Origin of the sequence: Paenibacillus sp. CCS19 (assembly GCF_033239625.1) — a bacterium.
Lineage (GTDB): Bacteria > Bacillota > Bacilli > Paenibacillales > Paenibacillaceae > Paenibacillus_T.
In genome coordinates, this window is the sequence record NZ_BTCK01000048.1 from 1 (window position 1) to 20299 (window position 20299).

Annotated in this window: 15 protein-coding genes; 6 read left to right on the forward strand and 9 right to left on the reverse strand. The window is 55.8% G+C overall.

Annotated features, from left to right (window positions below; all coding sequences use genetic code 11):
• Positions 1–145: 145 nt before the first annotated feature.
• Complete coding sequence (locus tag SBI19_RS24410) at positions 146–1030, reverse strand: DMT family transporter (RefSeq protein WP_317972136.1); 885 nt, start codon at positions 1028–1030, stop codon at positions 146–148.
• Positions 1031–1127: 97 nt separating this feature from the next.
• On the opposite strand from SBI19_RS24410, the gene SBI19_RS24415 reads away from it, so the two are divergent.
• On the forward strand, positions 1128–2009 hold the full coding sequence (locus SBI19_RS24415; protein ID WP_317972137.1) for a LysR family transcriptional regulator: 882 nt from the start codon (positions 1128–1130) through the stop codon (positions 2007–2009).
• 65 nt (positions 2010–2074) lie between these two features.
• On the opposite strand, the gene SBI19_RS24420 is transcribed toward SBI19_RS24415, so the two are convergent.
• From SBI19_RS24420 to SBI19_RS24445, 6 genes are all read right to left on the reverse strand, one after another.
• Entirely contained in the window at positions 2075–2968 is an 894-nt protein-coding gene (locus tag SBI19_RS24420; protein ID WP_317972138.1) for a carbohydrate ABC transporter permease, read from the reverse strand.
• Between the two features lie 18 nt (positions 2969–2986).
• Positions 2987–3877, reverse strand: coding sequence for an ABC transporter permease (locus SBI19_RS24425; RefSeq protein ID WP_317972139.1), 891 nt, complete (start codon positions 3875–3877; stop codon positions 2987–2989).
• Positions 3878–4006: 129 nt separating this feature from the next.
• Positions 4007–5731 (reverse strand): extracellular solute-binding protein, encoded by a 1725-nt coding sequence (locus tag SBI19_RS24430; protein ID WP_317972140.1) that lies wholly within the window; start codon positions 5729–5731, stop codon positions 4007–4009.
• 294 nt (positions 5732–6025) lie between these two features.
• The gene (locus SBI19_RS24435) at positions 6026–7456 is read right to left on the reverse strand and encodes a response regulator (protein WP_317972141.1); all 1431 of its coding nucleotides are present in this window, start codon (positions 7454–7456) and stop codon (positions 6026–6028) included.
• Positions 7449–9242, reverse strand: a complete 1794-nt coding sequence (locus SBI19_RS24440) for a cache domain-containing sensor histidine kinase (RefSeq protein ID WP_317972142.1) — start codon at positions 9240–9242, stop codon at positions 7449–7451. The genes SBI19_RS24435 and SBI19_RS24440 overlap by 8 nt, the downstream gene beginning before the upstream one ends.
• Before the next feature lie 253 nt (positions 9243–9495).
• Positions 9496–9642, reverse strand: coding sequence for a DUF4023 domain-containing protein (locus SBI19_RS24445; RefSeq protein ID WP_317972143.1), 147 nt, complete (start codon positions 9640–9642; stop codon positions 9496–9498).
• Between the two features lie 162 nt (positions 9643–9804).
• Between SBI19_RS24445 and SBI19_RS24450 the strand changes: the two genes are divergently transcribed.
• Entirely contained in the window at positions 9805–10578 is a 774-nt protein-coding gene (locus SBI19_RS24450) for a Cof-type HAD-IIB family hydrolase (protein WP_317972144.1), read from the forward strand.
• Between the two features lie 80 nt (positions 10579–10658).
• Here SBI19_RS24450 and SBI19_RS24455 read toward each other — a convergent pair whose 3' ends face one another.
• The gene (locus tag SBI19_RS24455) at positions 10659–11804 is read right to left on the reverse strand and encodes an RDD family protein (protein ID WP_317972145.1); all 1146 of its coding nucleotides are present in this window, start codon (positions 11802–11804) and stop codon (positions 10659–10661) included.
• Positions 11805–11968: 164 nt separating this feature from the next.
• On the reverse strand, positions 11969–14308 hold the full coding sequence (locus SBI19_RS24460) for a stalk domain-containing protein (RefSeq protein ID WP_317972146.1): 2340 nt from the start codon (positions 14306–14308) through the stop codon (positions 11969–11971).
• Positions 14309–14442: 134 nt separating this feature from the next.
• Here SBI19_RS24460 and SBI19_RS24465 point away from each other — a divergent pair, with 134 nt between their 5' ends.
• The 4 genes from SBI19_RS24465 to SBI19_RS24480 all read left to right on the forward strand — a co-directional run bounded on the left by SBI19_RS24465 (position 14443) and on the right by SBI19_RS24480 (position 20211).
• The gene (locus SBI19_RS24465) at positions 14443–15564 is read left to right on the forward strand and encodes a substrate-binding domain-containing protein (protein ID WP_317972147.1); all 1122 of its coding nucleotides are present in this window, start codon (positions 14443–14445) and stop codon (positions 15562–15564) included.
• Complete coding sequence (locus SBI19_RS24470) at positions 15561–17042, forward strand: sensor histidine kinase (protein WP_317972148.1); 1482 nt, start codon at positions 15561–15563, stop codon at positions 17040–17042. The genes SBI19_RS24465 and SBI19_RS24470 overlap by 4 nt, the downstream gene beginning before the upstream one ends.
• Before the next feature lie 132 nt (positions 17043–17174).
• Positions 17175–18563: an AraC family transcriptional regulator gene (locus tag SBI19_RS24475; RefSeq protein WP_317972149.1), complete on the forward strand. Its 1389-nt coding sequence runs from the start codon at positions 17175–17177 to the stop codon at positions 18561–18563.
• 244 nt (positions 18564–18807) lie between these two features.
• Positions 18808–20211 carry a sugar porter family MFS transporter gene (locus SBI19_RS24480; protein WP_317972175.1) on the forward strand — a complete coding sequence of 468 codons (1404 nt, stop codon included), beginning with the start codon at positions 18808–18810 and terminating at the stop codon, positions 20209–20211.
• Positions 20212–20299: the final 88 nt, after the last annotated feature.

Consider the following 20299-nt stretch of genomic DNA (forward strand, 5'->3'; position numbering starts at 1 on the left):
TTAAACACAAAGAGAAACCCAGCGTTTTGAAAAAAAACGTGGGTTTCTCTACAATCTGAGGGACCATCCGTCGGATGGTCCCTCTTCTTATATCGGGTCTTCTCAACTTCCTCTGGAAAGCTTAAGATAACCGGCTAGCTCACAATTAAACCTGTCTCGGCCTCAGATTGACGAGCAGGATGCTGACGACGATGAGCGCCATGCCCGCAACCAAGTTCATCGTCAAATGTTCATTCAGGAACAGGATGCTGCAGATAATGGATACGACCGGTATGAGGAACGTGAATGAGCCAACTTTCGATGCCTCGCCTGAACCGATCAGCTTGAAGTAGACGAGCCAGCCGAGCGCAATGACGAATACGGAGATGAACAGCGTGTCATATACGAAGGCCGCAGTCCAACGCACCTCCGACCAGTTCTCGACGGTCGAGCCATATCCCGTCATGACGATGCCGCCAATTGTGATTTGCATGGCGGTCATCCACAGCGAGTCTACCTTGGCTGCCTGCCGTTTGATGTACACCGTTCCGAGCGCCCAGCTGAGAGCGGATGCCAAGGCAAGCACTATGCCAAGAACAGAGATGCCTCCCTCCAATCCGCCGATGCTCATCGCTGCGACTCCGCCGAAGCCGAGCAGCAGTCCGACCATTTTGCGAGCATGCATCTTCTCTCCGAGCCACATCCAAGCGAACAGTCCAAGCAATACAGGCTGCAGGAACACGATTGCCGAGAACAGACCCGCTGGCATGTATTGCAGGCCGACCGTCTGGAAGCCGTAATAGAATACGATGCTGAGAAAAGCGGAGAACACATAATACAGCCACGTCTCGCGAAGCCGAAGCTGCTTCCAGCGCGGCAGCGCAATGACGATCAGCATCGCTCCCCCTATCAGTGTGCGAAGTCCCGCGAATAGAAGCGGCGGCGTAAATTCGAGCGCATATTTGGACAAGGGCCAGTTGACGCCCCACATCAGGATTAAGAAGGCCAAATAAAATAACGTCTGTTTGCGAGATAATGATGTGTCCGACATACGACTCACTCCTTGTTAGAAGGTTCATCCGAATGATACACTATTTTGAAACATGATGAAAATGAATGTTTCTTATAGGAGGCATAACATTAACGTTATGACATACACGCAGATCAAACTGTTTGTTAAGATCGCGGAGACGGGAAGCTTCACGAAGGCAGGTCTCGAGCTGAATATGACGCAGCCTTCTGTCAGCCGCGCGATCTCCTCGCTGGAGTCGGAGCTTGATATCCCTCTGCTGCTTCGCGACCGCCGCAGCGGCGTGCAATTGACTGACGCAGGCAAACGAATCGTTGTGTTGTTCCGCGAGATTCTCGGCACGTTCGCTAAGGTCGATCAAGTCATTGCGGACGAGAAAGGGCTTCAAGTCGGCACGATTCGTGTCGGTGCCTTTCCCGTGGCAGCAGCCCATTTCCTGCCCCGCATTATTAGCGTTATTGCCAAGCTGCATCCAGGCATCAAGTTCGAGCTTCATGAAGGCAACATCGACGAGCTTAGAGGCTGGCTGGAGACGAGAATGATCGACGTCGCATTCCTCATTCCGCCGGATGGCGATTGGGACATCATTCCACTTTATCGAGAGAAAATGTTCGCGGTGCTGCGGGAGGATCATCCGCTGAGCAGCCTGCCGATCATCGAAGTCGGTCGGTTGTCGTCGGAGCCGTTAATTACGTGCAAAGCCGGATACGAGCCGCCGATCATGGACTTATTCGAACGAGCGAAAGTTCATATGCAGTCCAAATATATCGTCCAGAGCGTCAATATGGCTCTTCACATGGCCAAAGAGGGGCTTGGCTTCCCCATTCTGTCTGAGCTCGCATTGAATTCGCTCCCGCCGGGGCTCGTAAAGCGCGAGCTTGAACCGAGTGCTTATCGGGATATTCGACTTGCGATTCCATCCATCGACGAGTCGTCCCACGCGGTCAAATTGTTCATTAGAACGACGCTCGACTTGTTTCCGCCACATGACCTGTCCTGAATAAGCACAAGCCCCGATCCGCATTGCGCGAATCGGGGCTTGTGCTTATCCAGATAACTATCCCCCTACTCCTTCACCGACCCCAGCGTAATGCCGTGGATGAAGAAGCGTTGGAGGAACGGGTAGATGATGAGGATAGGAATCATCGAGACGATGATCTTCGCCGCGCCGAACGTTCGGTTCGAGACGGCCATCGCTTCCGCGAGCTGCTCCGGCGTCATAGCAGTCATCGCCTGCGCACTGAGCTGGGCAACGAGCGTCTGAATGTACGTCTGCAGCGGGTAATGCTCCTGATGGTTCATCAGGATGAGCCCGTCGAAGAACGAGTTCCAGTGAAAGACGATGCTGAACAGCGTCACGGTGGCGATCGCCGGCAGCGACAGCGGCACATACAGGCGGACCATCGTGTACCACGGCCCGGCCCCATCGATCTCCGCCGCTTCGGACAGCTCCTTCGGCAGATTGCGGAAGAAGTTCATGAGCAGGATAACGTTGAACGTCTGCACCGCATGCGGCAGCACAAGCGCCCACATGGAATCGAGCAAGCCGTATGATTTGACCGTCATGAACCAGGGCACGATACCGCCGCTGAACATCATCGTGAAGACGAGAAACCACATATACACGTTGCGAAGCGGGAACTGCTTGGAATCCTTGGACAACGCGTAAGCCATCATGACCGTAATAACGAAGTTCAGCAGCCCGCCAAGCAGAACGCGCTTGATCGAGATGTAGAACGATGTGAAAAATTGCGAATCGTCGAGCACCTTCGTATAGCTGGCGACCGTCGGCTTGATCGGCGTCAGCAGCACGCGGCCCGCGTCGGCCGCCGACTTATCGCTGAACGACACCGCCACCGTATGCAACAGCGGAATGAGACACACCAGCGTAACGATGACGAGCACCGCGATGATCGATTGGTCGATGATCCGATTCTGAATATTATTTCTTCCTACCATGGAGGTCACCTCGTCGCCTTAGAAAATCCGATAGTTCGCGAACCGCGAAGCCAGCACGTACGACACCGTCACGAGGACGAAGCTGACGACAGACTTCAGCAGTCCGACCGCGGTAGCCAAGCTGTACTGCAGATCGTTCAAGCCGACGCGATACACGTACGTGTCGATAATGTCGGTCGATTGGTAGACGAGCGGGTTGTACATGTTGAAGATTTGGTCGAAGTTCGCATTCATCACGTTGCCGAGCGCCAGCGTCGCCAGCAGAATGACGGTCGTCTTCACGCCCGGAATCGTAACGTGGATCAACTGACGGAACCGGGAAGCGCCATCGATCTCCGCCGCCTCGTAGAGCACGGGATTAATGCCGGTCAGCGCCGCCAGATAGACGATTGCGCCGAAGCCGAACTCCTTCCACACGTCCGTGCCGATAATAATGGCCGGGAACCACTTGTTGCTCTGATAGAATAGAATCGGATCAACGCCGAACAGTCCGAACAATTTATTCATGATGCCATCCAGCGAGAATACATCGAAGAAGACCGTTGCGAGCAGCACCCAGGACAGGAAGTGCGGCAGATAGACGATCGTCTGGATCCATCTCCGCATGAACCGTACCCTCACCTCGTTAAGCAGAAGCGCAAACACGAGCGGCACGATGAGGTTGGCAATGATTTTCATAAGCGCAAGGAATATCGTATTGAAGAAAATCGTTCGGCTGTCCGGCAGCTCGAACATGTACTTGAAGTTCTCGAACCCTACCCACTCCGAGCCGGTAATGCCGCGCCGCGGACGGAAATCTTGGAATGCCATCATCGAGTAGAACATCGGAACGATGCTGAACAGAATCAGGAACACGATGCCCGGCCATACCATCAGATGATAATGAAACGCGCGTTTTCTCCACAACATCGGTTCTCACCGCTTTACTGTTTAATAGGAATCACACGGCCGCTCCGGCCGCAAACAAGACGCCATCCGAGGCCCCGGCGAACGCCGAAGCCTCCGATCAGCGAATCTCCATATCCCAAACCTAGCTCATTAGTTCCCTGCTGTCAGATCGGACACTTCTTTCGTAATCTGGTCGCCGCCGAGCTTCTTCCAGTCGCTCACGAACGAATCGAATGCATCGATCGGCAGGTCGCCTACGATGATCTTCAGGAACGTTTCGTTCTCCAGCTTCTGCAGCGACGTCCACTTCGTCTCCATCGTCTTCGTCGTGCCATAGAACAAGCTGTATACCTTCTCCATGTCCGTGTTAGCCAGCACGCCGCCGCCGAGCTCATACGCTTTGGCCGGCTTCCACGCGTCCATGTTCTTCTTCGGATTCTCCTTCTCGATGACCGTGTAGTCATATACCTGCTTCGTATCCGGATCGAACGTAGCCGGATCGAGTTCGCCCTTAAGCGCCGCTTGAATGTCTTTGTTACGCTTCACAACCGCGTCGGAGTAGTCGAGCAGCAGGTCGAACGGATAGTAGTTGCGGTTCTGCACCGTGTTCGTCGTTGCATAATCGTCGAGCTTCTTCACTTCATCCTTGTTCGGATCTTGACGACGCTCGATGCGAGTGAACATGTTCAGCAGCTTGACCGCTGCTTCAGGATTCTTATAGCCTTTGCGTACGACGAGATAGCGGTCCGTAACAGGAGCCATGTGCGTCACGAACTTGCCGTCCTTGTCGAGCGGAGCCGCATAAGCTTTCCACTCTGCTTTGGTATCGTTCGTTACCGCGTCAGCAAGCGGCCAATACGGCATCCACCAAGGGCCGAAGAACATGCCCGTCTTGTTCGCGACGATCGGCTCCTGCGTCTCCTTGTACAGCGCGAACTGCGGGTCGATCAGGCCAGCCTTGTACATGTCCGCCAGCTTCGCCAGCGCTTCCTTGTTCTCCGGCGTAATCGAACCGTAGACGACGTTGCCGTCCTTGTCCTTGATCCAGTTCTTAGGGAACGCATGATACGCGCCGAAGATGGAATCAAATCCGTTCGGACTCGGCTTTTGCCCATAAACGACTTGCTTGTCGCCCGTCAGACCGAGCGTATCCGGCTTGCCGTTGCCGTCCGGGTCCTGCTCGATGAACGCCTTCGCCACCGCCGCAAGCTCATCCACCGTCTTCGGCGCCTGCAGGTTCAGCTTGTCGAGCCAGTCTTGGCGAATCCAGAGCAGCGACGGCGCATCCGCTTCGATCGCCACGTTCGGCAGGCCGTACAGCTTGCCGTCCACGGTCGCATCTGCTAGTGCGAGACCATTGGTCGAGTCGTACATTGCTCTTACGAGCTCGGAGCCATACTTCGCATACGCATCGGTCAAATCCTCGACCATGTCGTTGTCGATCAGCTTGCGCAGCTGGTTGCGGTCGACGACCATTGCATCCGGCAGGTCGTTACTCGCGATCGCGAGGTTCACCTTCTGCTTGAAAGCATCGTCGCCCTTCGCTTCCCAAGCGTGCGTCACTTTAATATTCGAAATGCTCTCTAAGTAACGCGAGACAGGGTTGTTGTCGTTGGTGTCGCCTGCGCCCAGCTTGTCGTCCGGAACCTTGAAGCCGACGCTGATCGATACGGGCTCGCTGTACTTCTCATAAGCAAGCGCGTCGCCTTTCGCATCGGATGGAGTCGACGTCGCGCCTTTGTCTCCGGCATCCGATGACGTCGAGCTCTTGCCGCTGTCTCCGGCGTCGCTGTCGCCGCCGCTGCCACAAGCACTAAGCAATACTGCCAAAGCGATAGGTGCTGCCATCCATTTGGATGTTCTGTAGTTTGCCATCACCATAGTCCCCCTTGCGATTCGTTGTTAATGTTTACGTTTTCATTGTAGCGAAGGAGCGAGACGGAGCGGGATTGAAAGCTGCCTTCCGTTCACGCTCGCCCGTCTGAGGTTTGTGAACCAAATTCCTACCTTGCTGAACGATTTTCTCACCATGGCGCCGTGGTTGATGCGCGCCACGGCCGGTCAAGCTGACTTCGCAAACCGATTTCGAACCAAGCAGGCAAGCCATCCGCTAATCGAAAACGTTACCGTTATTATCCAAATCAATGCGTGGAGCAGCTCCCTCCTTATCTAACGATTAGCCGTGCGGTATTCCGACGGCAGCAAGCCAACGCGCTCGCGAAAGACGCGGCTGAAATATTTGTCGTCCTCGAACCCTGCCCGCTCCGCGATCTCATACACAGGCGCATCCGATTCCCGGAGCAGCCGCTTGGCGAGATCGATCCGCAACGTCCGCAGCGTATCGCCGAACGAAGCGCCTGCCAGCTTCGCGAAGCACTGGCTGAAGTAGCTCCGGCTCATCGAGACATGCATCGCGACGTCGGACTGGTTGATTTTGTCCCCGGCGCGCTGCCGCATGTAGATGACCGCTCCGATTAAGCAGCCCATCACTTCGCGCGACAGCGCCAGCTCGTCCATCCGACTGCGAACGAGCGATGACGCGCGGCCCAGCCAATCGCGCCAGTCCCGCCACGTCCGATTCCGATCGCGCTCCTCCATCAGCCGCTTGCTCTCGTCCGCTGTGAACAGCAGGCCGGACCAGTCGGCGCACAGCCGGCTCGCGAACGCATGCCATGCTTCGGGCTGCACCATCAAATGCTCTGCGTCAGTCAGCATCGCCTTCCATTCATCGGTATGAAGCGTCCATCGCAGCGCGTGCCAGTGCTCGGGAACCATTGGGATGGCGTCAGCTTGCTGCTTCCCATCCAATCCGCTCTGCGCATGCTGCGGCTTCAAATCTCCGATTGCGAGCGAGATCGCGCCCGGCTGTTCAGGCGCATAGAACAATCGGCTGAGCAGCGACGAGCGTTCGACGAGGCGGCCCGCCTCCTCGACGGTGCACGGCTCGAAACCGGTCATGAGCACCGGCCGCCAGCTGCCAAGCAGTCGATCGCCCAGCTCCCGTTCGAGCTCGGCCGCCGTATACGGCGAGGCCGGCTGCGTCAGCCATGCGCCAGCCGCCAGTTGAATGAGCCGGCTGCCCTTGGCGAGCGGCAGTCGGAACAGCTCGCCGCTGTCGGCGGCACCGCGTTCGCGCGGGATGAAGGCGATGACTTGTCCAGCAGATGGCACAGCAGCCTGTCTGGAGGACAGCTCGGCTGCGCCGGCCATTTTCCCCCGTTCCCAGCGGCAGCGCTCCACGATTCGACGGATGACCGTATCGCTGCTGTCCACCTCAAGCAATGTCTTCACGATATAATCGATGGCGCCAAGGCGCATCGCCTCCTGCACGTAGTCGAACTCATGATGGCAGGTCAGCACGACCGACTGCGTCTGCGGAAACTGCTGGCGCACCTGGCGGATCAGCTCGAAGCCGTCCATCCTCGGCATCGTAAGATCCGTGAACAACAAATCGACCTCATTGCCGTTCATCCATTCCAAAGCTGCGGCGCCATCGCTCGCCTCGCCGACGACAACGATGCCGTGCGATGCCCAATCGATGATCGAGATGAACCCTTTGCGCACAAGCTTCTCATCGTCTACGACCAGTGCTCTAATCATGGAATTCCTCCTCCGTCCTTCTCGGAATCGTAATGGCGATGACGGTGCCTTGACCGGCCTTGCTTCCGATCTGCATCGTTGCCCGCTCCCCGTAGAACCGCTTCAGCATCCGGTTCACATAAGACAGTCCTATGCCGAGCCCCTGTCTGCGGCCTTCTGGGTCTTCCTCCAGCAGCTGTTTCGCCTTCTCCTCGCTGATGCCCTCGCCATTATCCTCGACGACGAGCATCAGTCGATCTCCGGCAGCCGTTCGAACCGAAACGGTCACCTTCCCGTTCGACTCGCTTGCCCCGTGGTAAATCGCGTTCTCGACGAGCGGCTGCAGCAGAAAGCGCGGCACTGCGGCCGCCATCGCCGCTTCGTCCAGCTCCAGGCTGAACTCGAATTCGTAATCGTAGCGGATGCGCTGCAGCTCCATGTAATTTTGTACAGCCTCAATCTCTTCGCGCATCGTTACAATGAGGCTTTGCTTCCCAAGGTTGTACTGGAGCACCTTCACGAGCAGCGTGACGAGCCGGTCGATCTCCTTCTGGCCGTTCATCCGCGCCAGCCACTGCACCGTATTAAGCGTATTGTGCAGAAAATGCGGATTGATTTGGCTCAACAGCTTCTCGATCTCGATTCGGCTCTTCTCCTTCTCCTTGTGCTCCACCTCATCAATCAGATCGTTAATACGCGTCTTCATCTCCTTGAAGCTCGTCAGCAGCAAATCGAATTCCTCTACATTCGTGAACGATACCGGCGTCGTCCGATTGTCCGACATTCGCACAATCTGCTGATTCACCTTGTTGAGCGGCCGATAAATCCACCGCCAGATGAGCAGCGCCAGCAGCACGGCGAACCCGAGCGTCGCGAATGCCAGCAGCGCCAGCTGAACGAACCAGACATTGATCTCGCTGTTGAACGCCGAATTCTTCACAAGCGTTACGAGCTGCCAGCCCTGCGTGCTCGTGTAGCGGAAATCCCGATAGCCCTTGTAGGTATCCGATAACGGCTGCCCGCTCTTCCACTTCGCATTCAGGCCGAGCTCCGGCTTATCGTCCAGATCGATATACGTGGCTTGACCGTCGCGATTGATGAGCAAGTGCGATACTTTGATGCCGTAGGACTCCGTATTTAAAATTTTGCGAAACTGATTATAGTTCGTCTCCAGGTACACATAGACCTCGCTGTCATCGTCCATGCGCACCTTGCGGACGACCGAGAACACCGTATTATCGCTGGCGCTGTAGAGCGTGCGGTGCGGGCCGTAGTAAGTGCCTCCGTTGTACGTCGTGAACGGCGGCAGCTTATCCAAGTTAACGTCGCTGTACAGATTCAAGTTCGTGAACAAGATCGGATCTGGTGCACTCGGCATAATGTAAGCGGTTACACCGAGATACGGATTCGTGAAGTTAACAAGGTTAATCTTCTCGTTGATACGGGTCATGATCTGCAGCTTCTTATACACTTCAGGCTCTTGGAGGAACGCCGCCACCTCATCGACCACGCCGCCGTCCAGCGCGAACTGTTTGGAAGCAAAATCAAGATTATTAATCGTATTCTCAAGACTCGCCGCCTCCTGCTTCAGCGTCGCCTCGATACCGGTCTGCACCTTGTTCGTCATCACGTTGTAGATCAGGCTGTACGTCATGACGCCGAGCAGCGCCAGCGGCAGCAGGCTGCCGATCAGGACATAGAAAACGAGCGTCCGCCTGAGCGATCGTTTGTCCCGTTGGCGGGGTCCGAAGCCGCCTGTCCGGAACGGATTTCGAGGCTGTCCCAGCCTGCCAAGCTTCAATGTCATCGCGCTCGCACCTTTCCAACTGCGGGTTCAATTGTCGTACTTATAGTTATAGCACACCTCCTTGCCCTATGAATGCAGGAATCTTGTCCTAATCGCATAGCGAGAAAACCTCTATCGAGGCCATTAGAGAGACTTGAAAACTTATAAATTCTTATGCAGCAAAAAAAAAGCCTCCCCGAAGAAGCGGCTGCGGCGCGCTCGGGACGGCTTGTTTGCATGTGACTTGCTTATTTAACGACCTAAGTATTCGCTGTTATGGATTGTTCGTATGCTGCTTCGTTTGCAGCTTCTGGCTTGGTTTGCCTTTGCCGAAGCGTTCCTTGTTCTTCCGCTGCCTGTACTGCTGCTCGTTAATTGCGTTAACGAATTGGCTCGTGTCGCCACTGTGGATAATGCACATCGAAAGTCGCCTCCTTTTCCAACCATTAGGTTATCCTTGGCGCGCGCCGCTTATGCTTCCAATATCCGCCTCATGTCTCGACGCAGAGCGTCCATCCATAGTATGATAGGCCGTATATGAGTTCGGAATTAAATAGAGATAATAGGATAGGAGACGGACAACATGAGCTATAAAATCGTTTTTTTCGATATTGACGGTACGCTCGTTAACGAAGAGAAGCAAATTCCGCAGGACACGATTGACGCCATCCGCGAACTGAAGCAGACGGACGTTATTCCCGTTATCGCAACGGGCCGCGCACCGTACTTCTTCAAGCCGATCCTCGAGAAGCTCGGGATCGAATCGTATGTAAGCCTGAACGGCGCATACGTGGTTCACGAAGGCCGCGTTCTGTTCGAGCGCCCGATTGCACGCGAATGTCTTGAGGCACTTGTCGAGCACGCAGGCAAGAACAACCACCCGCTCGTGTTCGAGGGCGGCGAAGCCTACTATGCCAATACGCCGGATAACGTGAATATGATGACGTCCGTTAACTCGTTACGCATTACGCCGCCGGGACATGATCCTGACTTCTGGCGCAAAGAGAGCATTTATCAAGCGTTCCTCCACTGCGAAGCGCATGAGGAAGAGCTCTACGCCGACGCGCTGCCAGGTCTTCGCCTCGTTCGCTGGCACAAGAACGCCATGGACGTGCTGCCTGATGACGGCTCCAAGGCGCTCGGCATTGATGCCATGCTGCGTCACCTCGACATCGCAGTGGAAGAAGCGGTAGCGTTCGGCGACGGCTTGAACGATAAAGAAATGCTCGCGGCTGTCGGTCTCGGCGTCGCAATGGGCAACTCGCACCCTGAGCTCATCCCGCACGCTGACTACGTGACGGCTCACGTAGACGAAGGCGGCATTCGCCAAGGTCTGAAGCACGCGGGACTGCTGTAGGCCGAGAGAGTTTGTATATAAAATGCCCTAACCCGTCCCGGGTTAGGGCATTTTATGATATGCGTAAATTTTGTACCATCCTATAGACTTACTACGCCTCGCACCGACTTGAACGATCCGACGATCCCATCAAGATGATCCAGCTTGTCCTGCCAGCGAATCCGGAAATCCTCGATTGTCCAATTGGCATTGTCCGTCTCGGATATCCATGCGACGATGAAATAATATTTGTCCTCATTGCCCGTCACCGTTACATTGTAAGCCTGCCGTTCGCCATCTCCATAGCCGTTCATCGTGAATCGGTAGGCCGGCAATCCGTTCAAGCTGATTTTCTCGGACGCTCCACCATCGTGTTCAACCTCCAGCGCACCAGGAAGCCAATCCGCAATAATGTCGTTGTACTCCTCGAGCGTCACCCGGCCATCGAGCGTATATTCATCATCGGATCCGATGAGCACCAGCTCGTCGCCGAGCAGATTGCTAATGAACAACTCACCTTCATAATCATCCGCCGCAGCGCTCCAGCTCATAGGTGCCTGAATTTCATACTGCCCATCCGCCGTCTTATAATGACCAGGCTCTTTCACTAACGTGCCGATGCCAATGATCAACATGATGACGGCAGCAGCTGTTACGGCAGCGAACGAAAGGTAAGTCACAACAAGACGACCTCTGCTAGGCTGCCTTGCGTCCTGTACTTTAAGCACGAAAGTACCCGCTGCCATATCGCCAAGCCGCTGCTTCTTCCTCGTTACGAGAATTAGAATCGTGGACACGATCCCGCACAACATGAAGAAGCTCAACTCAACCAGCTTGATGATGTTGCGAACGAATAGCTTGCCGATACCAGGAACGGAGCGGTCATGCCCCACGACGCGAATACGCAGCACCCATTTGCCAATCGTAAACCCGCTAATCGATTCCAGTATTGCAAAATAACCAAATAATACAGCAAGAGAAACACCCAAGATCGGCAACGGATTAGGCACCCAATCATCCTGCATAGCCTCTGGCATAATCATCGGAAACATCGCTCCGGCCAATAACATGGCAACAATCAAATAATCAATCAGATAAGCCCCGAACCTTCTCAGAAACACGGACTCGCTGTACCGCGATACGATGCTCTCCGCATCAGGTTCCTCGCCTGCCGCTTTCCACCGATCCGTGTATTCAATAGGTGTGAATGCAAACTCATTCTCCGAACGTTCTGGTATATGCTCCACGTCCCATTTCCTTTCTCCTATATGTCCAATAACTTGATCGTAGCACACAATCCAAATTATGGCTATGACGCAACCGTTCTCCGTTCCCCTTATGCAAAAAGCCTGCAGAAGCGCAATTCGCACACTTCTACAGGCCGATTAGAATGAACAAGATGACAAGCTCGCTAGGATAGTTGAATCCGCTCTATCGCATAGGTTGGCACAAGCGATTTGGGCGCCTGCACCTTGGTCATCGCAATCAACGAGCCATTCGCATCGACGCCAAGCAAGGCGACGAGCGTCCCCTTCGTTGCTAGCGAACGCTGCTTGATTAACGATCCTGAAGCATATTCCTGGACGGATGTTTGCTTCGAGGTTCCGGTGTAGATTTTGCCGCTGGCTGCGCTGCCCGTGATCAGATCGAACGTCCCGATCGCACCATCATACTGCATATTCGAATCCTTCCGATTCGAAGCCGTCAGTACCGTACCCGATCCATTCAACAAATAGTCGCCGCCAGGTGTAATGCCGATCACCGTCGATAACGGGTAGTCGCCATGGTAAGGTGAATCATAGTTGTCTTCGATCACGCCTGTCGCAGCATTAATCCGATAGACCGACACATCGCGGGGCGAAGTATCGGTCGTAACCGCATAGATCATCGTGCCCGAAGGATGAAGCTCAATCGGACTGGCGTTGCGAATCGACTTTTGTGTAATCAACTCATGAGTCGCACGGTCATAGCCGTTCAGGTACGTCCATTGACCGGAGCCCGAGGCCATATAAATATGGCCCTTCGTAACGACGATATCGTACGGATCAATATCCGTGCGCCACTGGTCCTTCACTTGCAGCGTGACAGGGTCCAATACCGCAATATCGCCGCCTTGCTGCCCTTCATCCTCGAATCGATACGGACTGTACTCCGCATCGCTGAAGATCGCATACAGTTCTCCGTCTGCGTAATAAAGGCCGCGCACCAGCCGTGCGAACTGCGGCGATGACGCCGTATATCGGCCTGTCGAATAGTTGTAAGCAAGAATCGATGATGACTTATCGTCCGCCACATAGGCAATCGGCTGCTGAGGATCCAGCGCCGTCATAGAAGCTTGTAAACCGTCGAGAAGATGAACATTCGGCTCCATGATCGACGACGTCCCCATCGCTGCGGGTTCACCTGCAATAAGCGGATCGACATGCGACTGACTGCCGCCGCCAGTTCCGGTTCCCGTTCCAGTTCCCGTACCAGAACCAATTCCAGTTCCAGTTCCTGTCCCCGTACCTGTGCCGGTACCTGGGCCGCTTCCGATCCCCGCACTAGCGTCATCCTCTTCATCCTCATACGTCTCTGCAAAACGTTGCTGATCCAGCACCTGAACCGCATGGAATGCCTTCTTCGTATAAGTCGCGATCCAGCTCTTCGCATAGTCGATCGGCACTGCGAAGTTCAGGCTGCCGTCATCGCTGCCCATCGTATTGATGCCGACAACTTCGCCCTTCATATTCAGCAGCGGTCCGCCGGAGCTGCCGAACGTAATCGGCGCCGTCATCTGAATGAGCTTCATGCCTTCGATCGTACGCAGCGCGCTGACGATACCGGTGGACACCGTATTCTGCAAACCTTCCGGATTGCCGATCGCGAAAACCTGCTGCCCCTTCACCAGCCCCTGCCACGTACCGAGATGCATCGTCGGCACATTCGTCCGAATCGCCGTCTTCACGAGCGCCAGGTCATATTCCTCCGATGCGGCCACAACGCCTTCCACGTCATAATACCGGTCCTGCCCGGTCGCAATGACATAGCTGCTCGCTTCGTTCACCACATGGAAGTTGGTCAAGAATAAGCCTGGACCGACTGCGAACGCGCTGCCGAAGCCAAGCGGCTCGCCGTATTTGTCGAACGATCCCAGGATGACGACGCTCTGCTCCATCAAGGAAAGCTTCTCCGTCGACAGCGTCTTCCCCGTGTACGGGTCCTTCGCGAACGGCTTCAGCATGAATGCCAAGTAATCGATCGTTTCTCGATCCTTCACGGCGTTCAGAACCGATTTCTTGCTGACAACAATGACGCCTCTATCGTAAAATACATACTGCCCGAAAGACTCGCCAATCGCACGCAGCGGCACGAACAAGCGGGACTGCGTATTCTCCGCAGGCGCTTCCAGCGCCACCGACTTGCCATTCACGGTCATAGTCTTGCTGCCTGCCTTGATTCGAACATCCTTCGTCCCGCTCTGCAGAATCGATGTCGAAGTCGCAGCATCCCAGCCTACGCGAATGCCAAGGCTCTCCGCGATGAACCGGAGCGGAACGAGCGTCCGGCCGTTCTTCGTATAAGGAACAACACCGTAATTGTCCTCATCAATAATGACATCCGACGAGTCGGCAACCGCATTAGGCGATCCGGTCATCAGAATAACGGCCCCGTCGAACATGACGGACAAGTCGCTTCCTTCCGCATGGGTCGTCTGAGGCCATAAGCCAGCAATAAGTGCAACAATTAATACCGTACGCAGCCACTTCATTGTGATTCGTAATCCCTGCCTCTATTTAAGAATGAAACCATCGTATTATAACGGGCCGATTTACGTATATGTGTAATTGTTTCCTGCGATTTGACACACGCTATAGGATGCATCTAATGGTCGAAGGAGCTGCTATGTCTACACGAATCACTACATGGATATCCCTTGTTCTCATTGCTCTATTCGCCGTTCTTCTGGTCCTCTTCTTCACGTCCGTCTTCCGCGTCCAGCAGCTGACTCAATCGCTGGTAATCTCGCCATCTGCCGAGCAGGTTCAGCAGCCTCGCGTCGTGCTGATCGCGCAAGAGACCGACAATCCGTTCTGGCGCGAGATCGAGCAGGGCGCTCAGTCTGCAGCAGCGACGTTCGAGCTGTCGCTCTCCTATATCGGTCCAACGCGAATTAATCCGGAAGAACAACTGCGGCTGCTTGCCAAAATCATTACGTCGAAGCCTTACGCCATCATCGTGCAAGGACTGAACGACCCGAACTATCGCGCGCTGATCGACGAAGCCTACAACCTCGGCATCACCATCGTGACGATCGATGCCGACGAGCAGGGCAGCAAGCGCCTTGCTTATGTCGGGAGCGACAGCCGCAAGGCAGGCCGTCAGCTCGGCGAGAAGGTCGCGGCCGATACAGGCGGCACGGGCCATATCGGCGTGCTGATGGGCAGCAGCGCCATTAACCAGAAACTGCGGCTGCAAGGCTTCCGGGATGCGATTGCGCAATATCCGCAGCTGCGCATAGTCGACACCCGCACGACGAGCAATTCCCGGCTGCGTGCCGTGGAGCAGACGACCGAGCTTATGCAGCAGCATCCCGAGATCCGCGCCATCGTCGGCTTAAGCGCTCTTGATGGACCCGGCATGGCGGAAGCGGTTCGGCGGATGACAGCAGAGTCGGCTGTTGGCGGAGCGGACGAGGTACGATACGTCGGCAACAATCATAACGAAGAACAGATATCTGCTGTTGGATCTGCTGTATCTGGTGCTGCATCGGCCGCTGAATCTTCACCCGAGGCCACTAGGCAGCCGCCTGCCCTTTACGCCTTCGACCTTCTGCCGGGCACTCGTGATGCGATTACGCAATGTACCGTTGCCGCCACGGTTGTGCAGAAGCCTTATGAGATGGGTTACGAAGCGGTTAAGCTGCTGCGCGGACTAACCCCCGCCGATCGGAAGCCGGCGAACATTCTGACCGAGACGATCGTCATCACCAGATCAAAGCTCGGCTTGCAAGGAAGCTGTCCATGACGATCCGTACGAAGCTGCTGCTGTTCATTCCGCTGCTCGTCCTTCTGGTCGGATCGATTACGCTTCTGCTCTTCCGAAGCACGAACGTCGTACAGCGGAGCTATGACGGCATGATGGCGCGGATGCTGCTGTACAAGCAGGCTGCGCAGACGTCCGGCCTGCTGCTTCAATCGTTATACAGCAATCGGGACGACCCGACGGATGCATCAGAGGCGCATCTGCATCAGCTGGAGAGCGAGCTTCGAGGGATTCAGGCTCAACTGCTTGCAGACGGGTCCAGCCTATCCACCTCTTCCGCTTCCATCGGCTACGCTCAAATGCTCGGTACGCTGCTCGATCAGGCACAGGCCGCAAGCGCATCTTCCACGCCGGCTGAAGCGCTCGCGTTGTATGAGAAAGCAGAGGATACGGCCGGCTTCATCTACGAGGAAGGCAGCCAGCTGGTCGATGCGGAGCTGGAAGCCGATCAGCCTGTATTCCACCGCATTCAGCGCGAGAATATCCGGCTTCTTCGGCTCGGCGCAGCCGTGCTCATCATCGAAACCGTACTCGCCGCCCTGCTCGCGCTATGGATCTCCCGCAGCATTACCCGGCCGATCGACATGCTCGTCGAATCGGCCGGCAGGATCGCACGAGGAGAACTCGCCGCCGAGCCGCCGCAGCTGACCAGCCGGGATGAGCTCGGCATGATGGCCGAGGCGTTCCGAGGCATGCTGGGCGGGCTTCGCGAGATCGCGCGGCTTGAGCGCGAACGCAGCGAGCAGCAGCGGCTGCTGGGTGAATTGGAGCTGCGCTCGCTGCAGAGCCAGATTCGGCCGCATTTTCTGTTCAACTCGCTTAATGCATTAGCCAAGCTCGCACTGATTGAAGGAGCGGAACGGACAAGCGATCTGATCGTCTCCATGTCCTCCCTGCTTCGTTATAACCTGCAAAGTCTCGATCGGCCTGTCACGCTCCGCGAGGAGCTGGCCCATGTCGATGCTTATATGACCATCCAGCAAGCAAGGTTCCGCGACCGAATCAAGTTCGAGCGGCATATCGATGAACGGGCTCTTACGACGATGCTGCCGCCGCTTACGCTGCAGCCGATCGTCGAGAACGCCTTCGTTCATGGCGTGGAAGAGATGGAGCTCGGCGCCGTCATCTCCCTGTCGATCGCGTTCTTGCCGGATGACCATACCGTTGTCATTACCGTTGCGGACAATGGCAAAGGCATGACGGAACAGGTACGGCAGCGGCTCCTGGATGCCGCTTCCGACGATGCGCCGCCTGCTGTAACGGGAGGTGCCGCATCCACGAACGCGAAGCTTCCCCAGTCCGCCGGGCTCGGCATGCGCAACGTATTTCGCAGGCTGGCGTTGCACTTCAAACAACGTGATGTGATTGCCATTGAGAGTGCGCCGGGACAAGGCACGCGCCTTACCGTCACGCTCCCCATGGCCAACAAGCACGACTCATTTAGCGACGTCAATCATTAAGATGCTGCTTGCATCCGAATAGCATTTTGATGCTTAATGGAATTTATGCTTAATGGAATTTATGCTTTATGAGATTTATGCTTCATGAGATTTATGATTGATGCGACTAACTTGCGAAAGGGGGTGCTGCCGATGTATAGGCTGTTAATCGCCGATGATGAGGCGCTTGAACGAGAAGGACTGGAGTGGATCGTCCGGCGAGCGATGCCTGATACATTCCAGATGATATTCGCGGAGAATGGCCGCAGGGCGCTGGAGCTTGCGGACGAACACCGCCCGCATATCATCTTCATGGACATTCATATGCCCGGCATCCAAGGCCTTGAAGCGCTTAGGCTAATTCGCGAACGGATGCCCGACACGAAGCTGGTGCTCGTCACGGCGTACGATTATTTCGCCTATGCGCAAGAAGCGGTCGCCATCGGCGTGAAGGAATATATCGTGAAGCCTGCCGGCCGCGAACAGATCACCTCCCTGCTGCAGCGGCTCGTCCAAGAGCTTGATAGCGAGAAGCAAGCTCGCAGTGAGCGGTTGCAGCTGATGGACCGCCTCTCGGAGCTGGAGCCCATCATGGAGAACGAGCTGGCCCTCATGTTCATGGTCGATCAGATCATCGGCGCAGAAGCCGAGCAGCTGGCGGAGTGGATCTCATTCCCGCTCGACGGCGGTTTCGCTGTTGTAGCCGCATGGGCCGAGCTTCCGCCGGATCAGAAGGAGCGGCGCGCCTTGTTCGAGGAAGTGCGTGCGTTCGCCAAATCGCTTGGTCCATGTTTAGTCAGCTCGATCATCGACCGCCACATGGCGCTGTTCTTCCCTGCTTCGAAGCAGGGCTCAGCGCCCGCAACAAGCGCCGCCACTATCGGCGAACGGCTCGCGGAGTGGACCGCCGATCGGCTCGGCCATTCCGCATCTATCGGCGTTGGCGTGCTGCATGCTGACATTGAGGGGCTTCGCCGCTCCTATGTCGAGGCGGTATTCGCATCCTCCTGCTGCGGAAGCGGCGGCGGACTATGCCTATTCGCCGATCTGCAGCGCAGCAGCCCTGCTCGCGATGGCGGCACCGCTGCCATAAGCAGCGATGTCGGCGCGGCGGACAGCCAAGACGCCCATGCGGACGAGGCGACGAACGAATACGTACTGTCCGCCCTGCGGCGCAGCCGCGAAATGCGCGAGCATCAGACGATATCGGCGCTCGATCGCGCCAGACGCTACATCGAATCGCGCTACACAGAAGAGCTGTCGCTGGAAGAAGTCGCGGACCATGTGCATTTGAATTCATTTTACCTAAGCAAGGTGTTCAAGCAATACGTCGGGGAGACGTTTATCGATTACCTCACCTCGCTGCGCATTAAGCGTGCCAAACAACTCATTGACGAGGAGGCGCTTAGCCTGAAGGAAATCTGCTTCGAAGTCGGGTATAAGGACCCGAACTACTTCAGCCGCGTGTTCAAGAAAGTAACCGGAGTAACACCGTCGGACTATCGGACGAACAGCTCGAAGGGAAGCGATTCGCAGGGGTGAAACGCGTGGGAAGAGGACATTTTTGTGCTGCCAGCACAAAATAGTGATAGCGCTCGGAATCGTTAGCCAATAATCGAACGGTCGTAAGTGAAATGTGCGGCAATCGGGCAATATAGTGCTGTTCATCGACCCCATTGCTCCGCTATCCCGGTGCTATAATGAGTGACGCCGCCTCCTAAGCTATAGGCACAGGCGGTCCATTCATTAATTCCGAGAGAAGGAGCATGGACTTATGGCTGCCCCTATGATTGCAACCCAATCGAAACATAACCATACCGCTGATGACAGCGGGATCAACATGAAGTTCGTCATGCTCGCATCGATTATCGCCGCACTCGGCGGGCTCTTGTTCGGCTTCGATACGGCCGTCGTCTCCGGCGCGGTCGGCTTTATGCAGGATCGATTCGACCTCAGCGAGGTGCAGGTCGGCTGGGCGGTATCCAGCTTGATCGTCGGCTGCATTGTTGGCGCCGGCGCATCCGGTGTGATAAGCGACCGTTTCGGACGCAAAAAAGTGCTGATCGTCGCTGCGCTGCTGTTCATCATCGGTTCGATCGGCTCGGCTTTGCCGAGTACGTTTACGGGCTATATCATTTTCCGCATGATCGGCGGACTTGGTATCGGCATTACCTCTACCCTCTGCCCGTTGTACAATGCGGAGATCGCGCCGGCGCGCTACCGCGGACGTCTCGTTGCGTTCAACCAGCTCGCAACGGTAACCGGTATCTTCCTGACGTATTTCGTCAATAACGCTTTCGCTTCGATGGGCGATGATGCTTGGGATATCTCGACTGCTTGGCGTTGGATGCTAGGCGTAGGCGCTGTGCCAGGCGCCATCTTCATGGCCCTGCTGTTCCTCGTACCGGAGAGCCCGCGTTGGCTCATCAAGCAAGGCCGTGCAGAGCAGGCGCTTGATATTCTTGTGAAAATTCATGGCGAGAACGGCGCTCGTCAAGAAGTGCTCGACATTAAGGAATCGTTCAAACAGGAAACGCGCGGCTCGCTGCGCCAGCTGTTCAAGCCGGGTCTTCGTACCGCACTTATCGTCGGCGTCGTTATCGCTGTGCTGCAGCAGGTAACCGGTATTAATGCGGTGCTGTATTATGCGCCAGAGATTCTCAAAGAAACAGGCGCCGGCACGAACGCCGCGCTCGTCCAGACGATTCTCGTCGGCTTGATCAACGTGGTGTTCACCATTATTGCGATCCGCCTCATCGACAGAGTCGGTCGCAAAGCGCTGCTGCTCATCGGCTCCGCGCTCATGACGTTGTGCTTGCTGTTTATCGGTTTTGCCTTCCATACCGGGCATACGTCGGGTGTTCTCGTTCTCATCCTGCTGCTCGTCTACGTTGCGGCATTCGCAATCTCGCTCGGACCAGTTGTCTGGGTGCTGCTCGCGGAGATTTTCCCGAACCATATTCGCGGACGGGCCACGGCTATCGCCTCGATGGCGTTGTGGGCGGCTGACTATGTCGTCTCGCAGACGTTCCCGCCGATGCTCGAATCGGTCGGCGCCGCTTCGACGTTCTGGATTTACGGCGTGATGGGCGTCATTACGGTCGTATTCACATGGCGCGTCATTCCAGAGACGAAAGGCAAATCGCTCGAGGAAATCGAGACGATGTGGAAGTCCGGCAGCAAGCATTAATCGATTCGGATGGACGACAAAGCGGTCAACCTCTCCCCTCACGGGATTTGGTTGACCGCTTTTTTTGCGCGCGACACGCTTACCTATT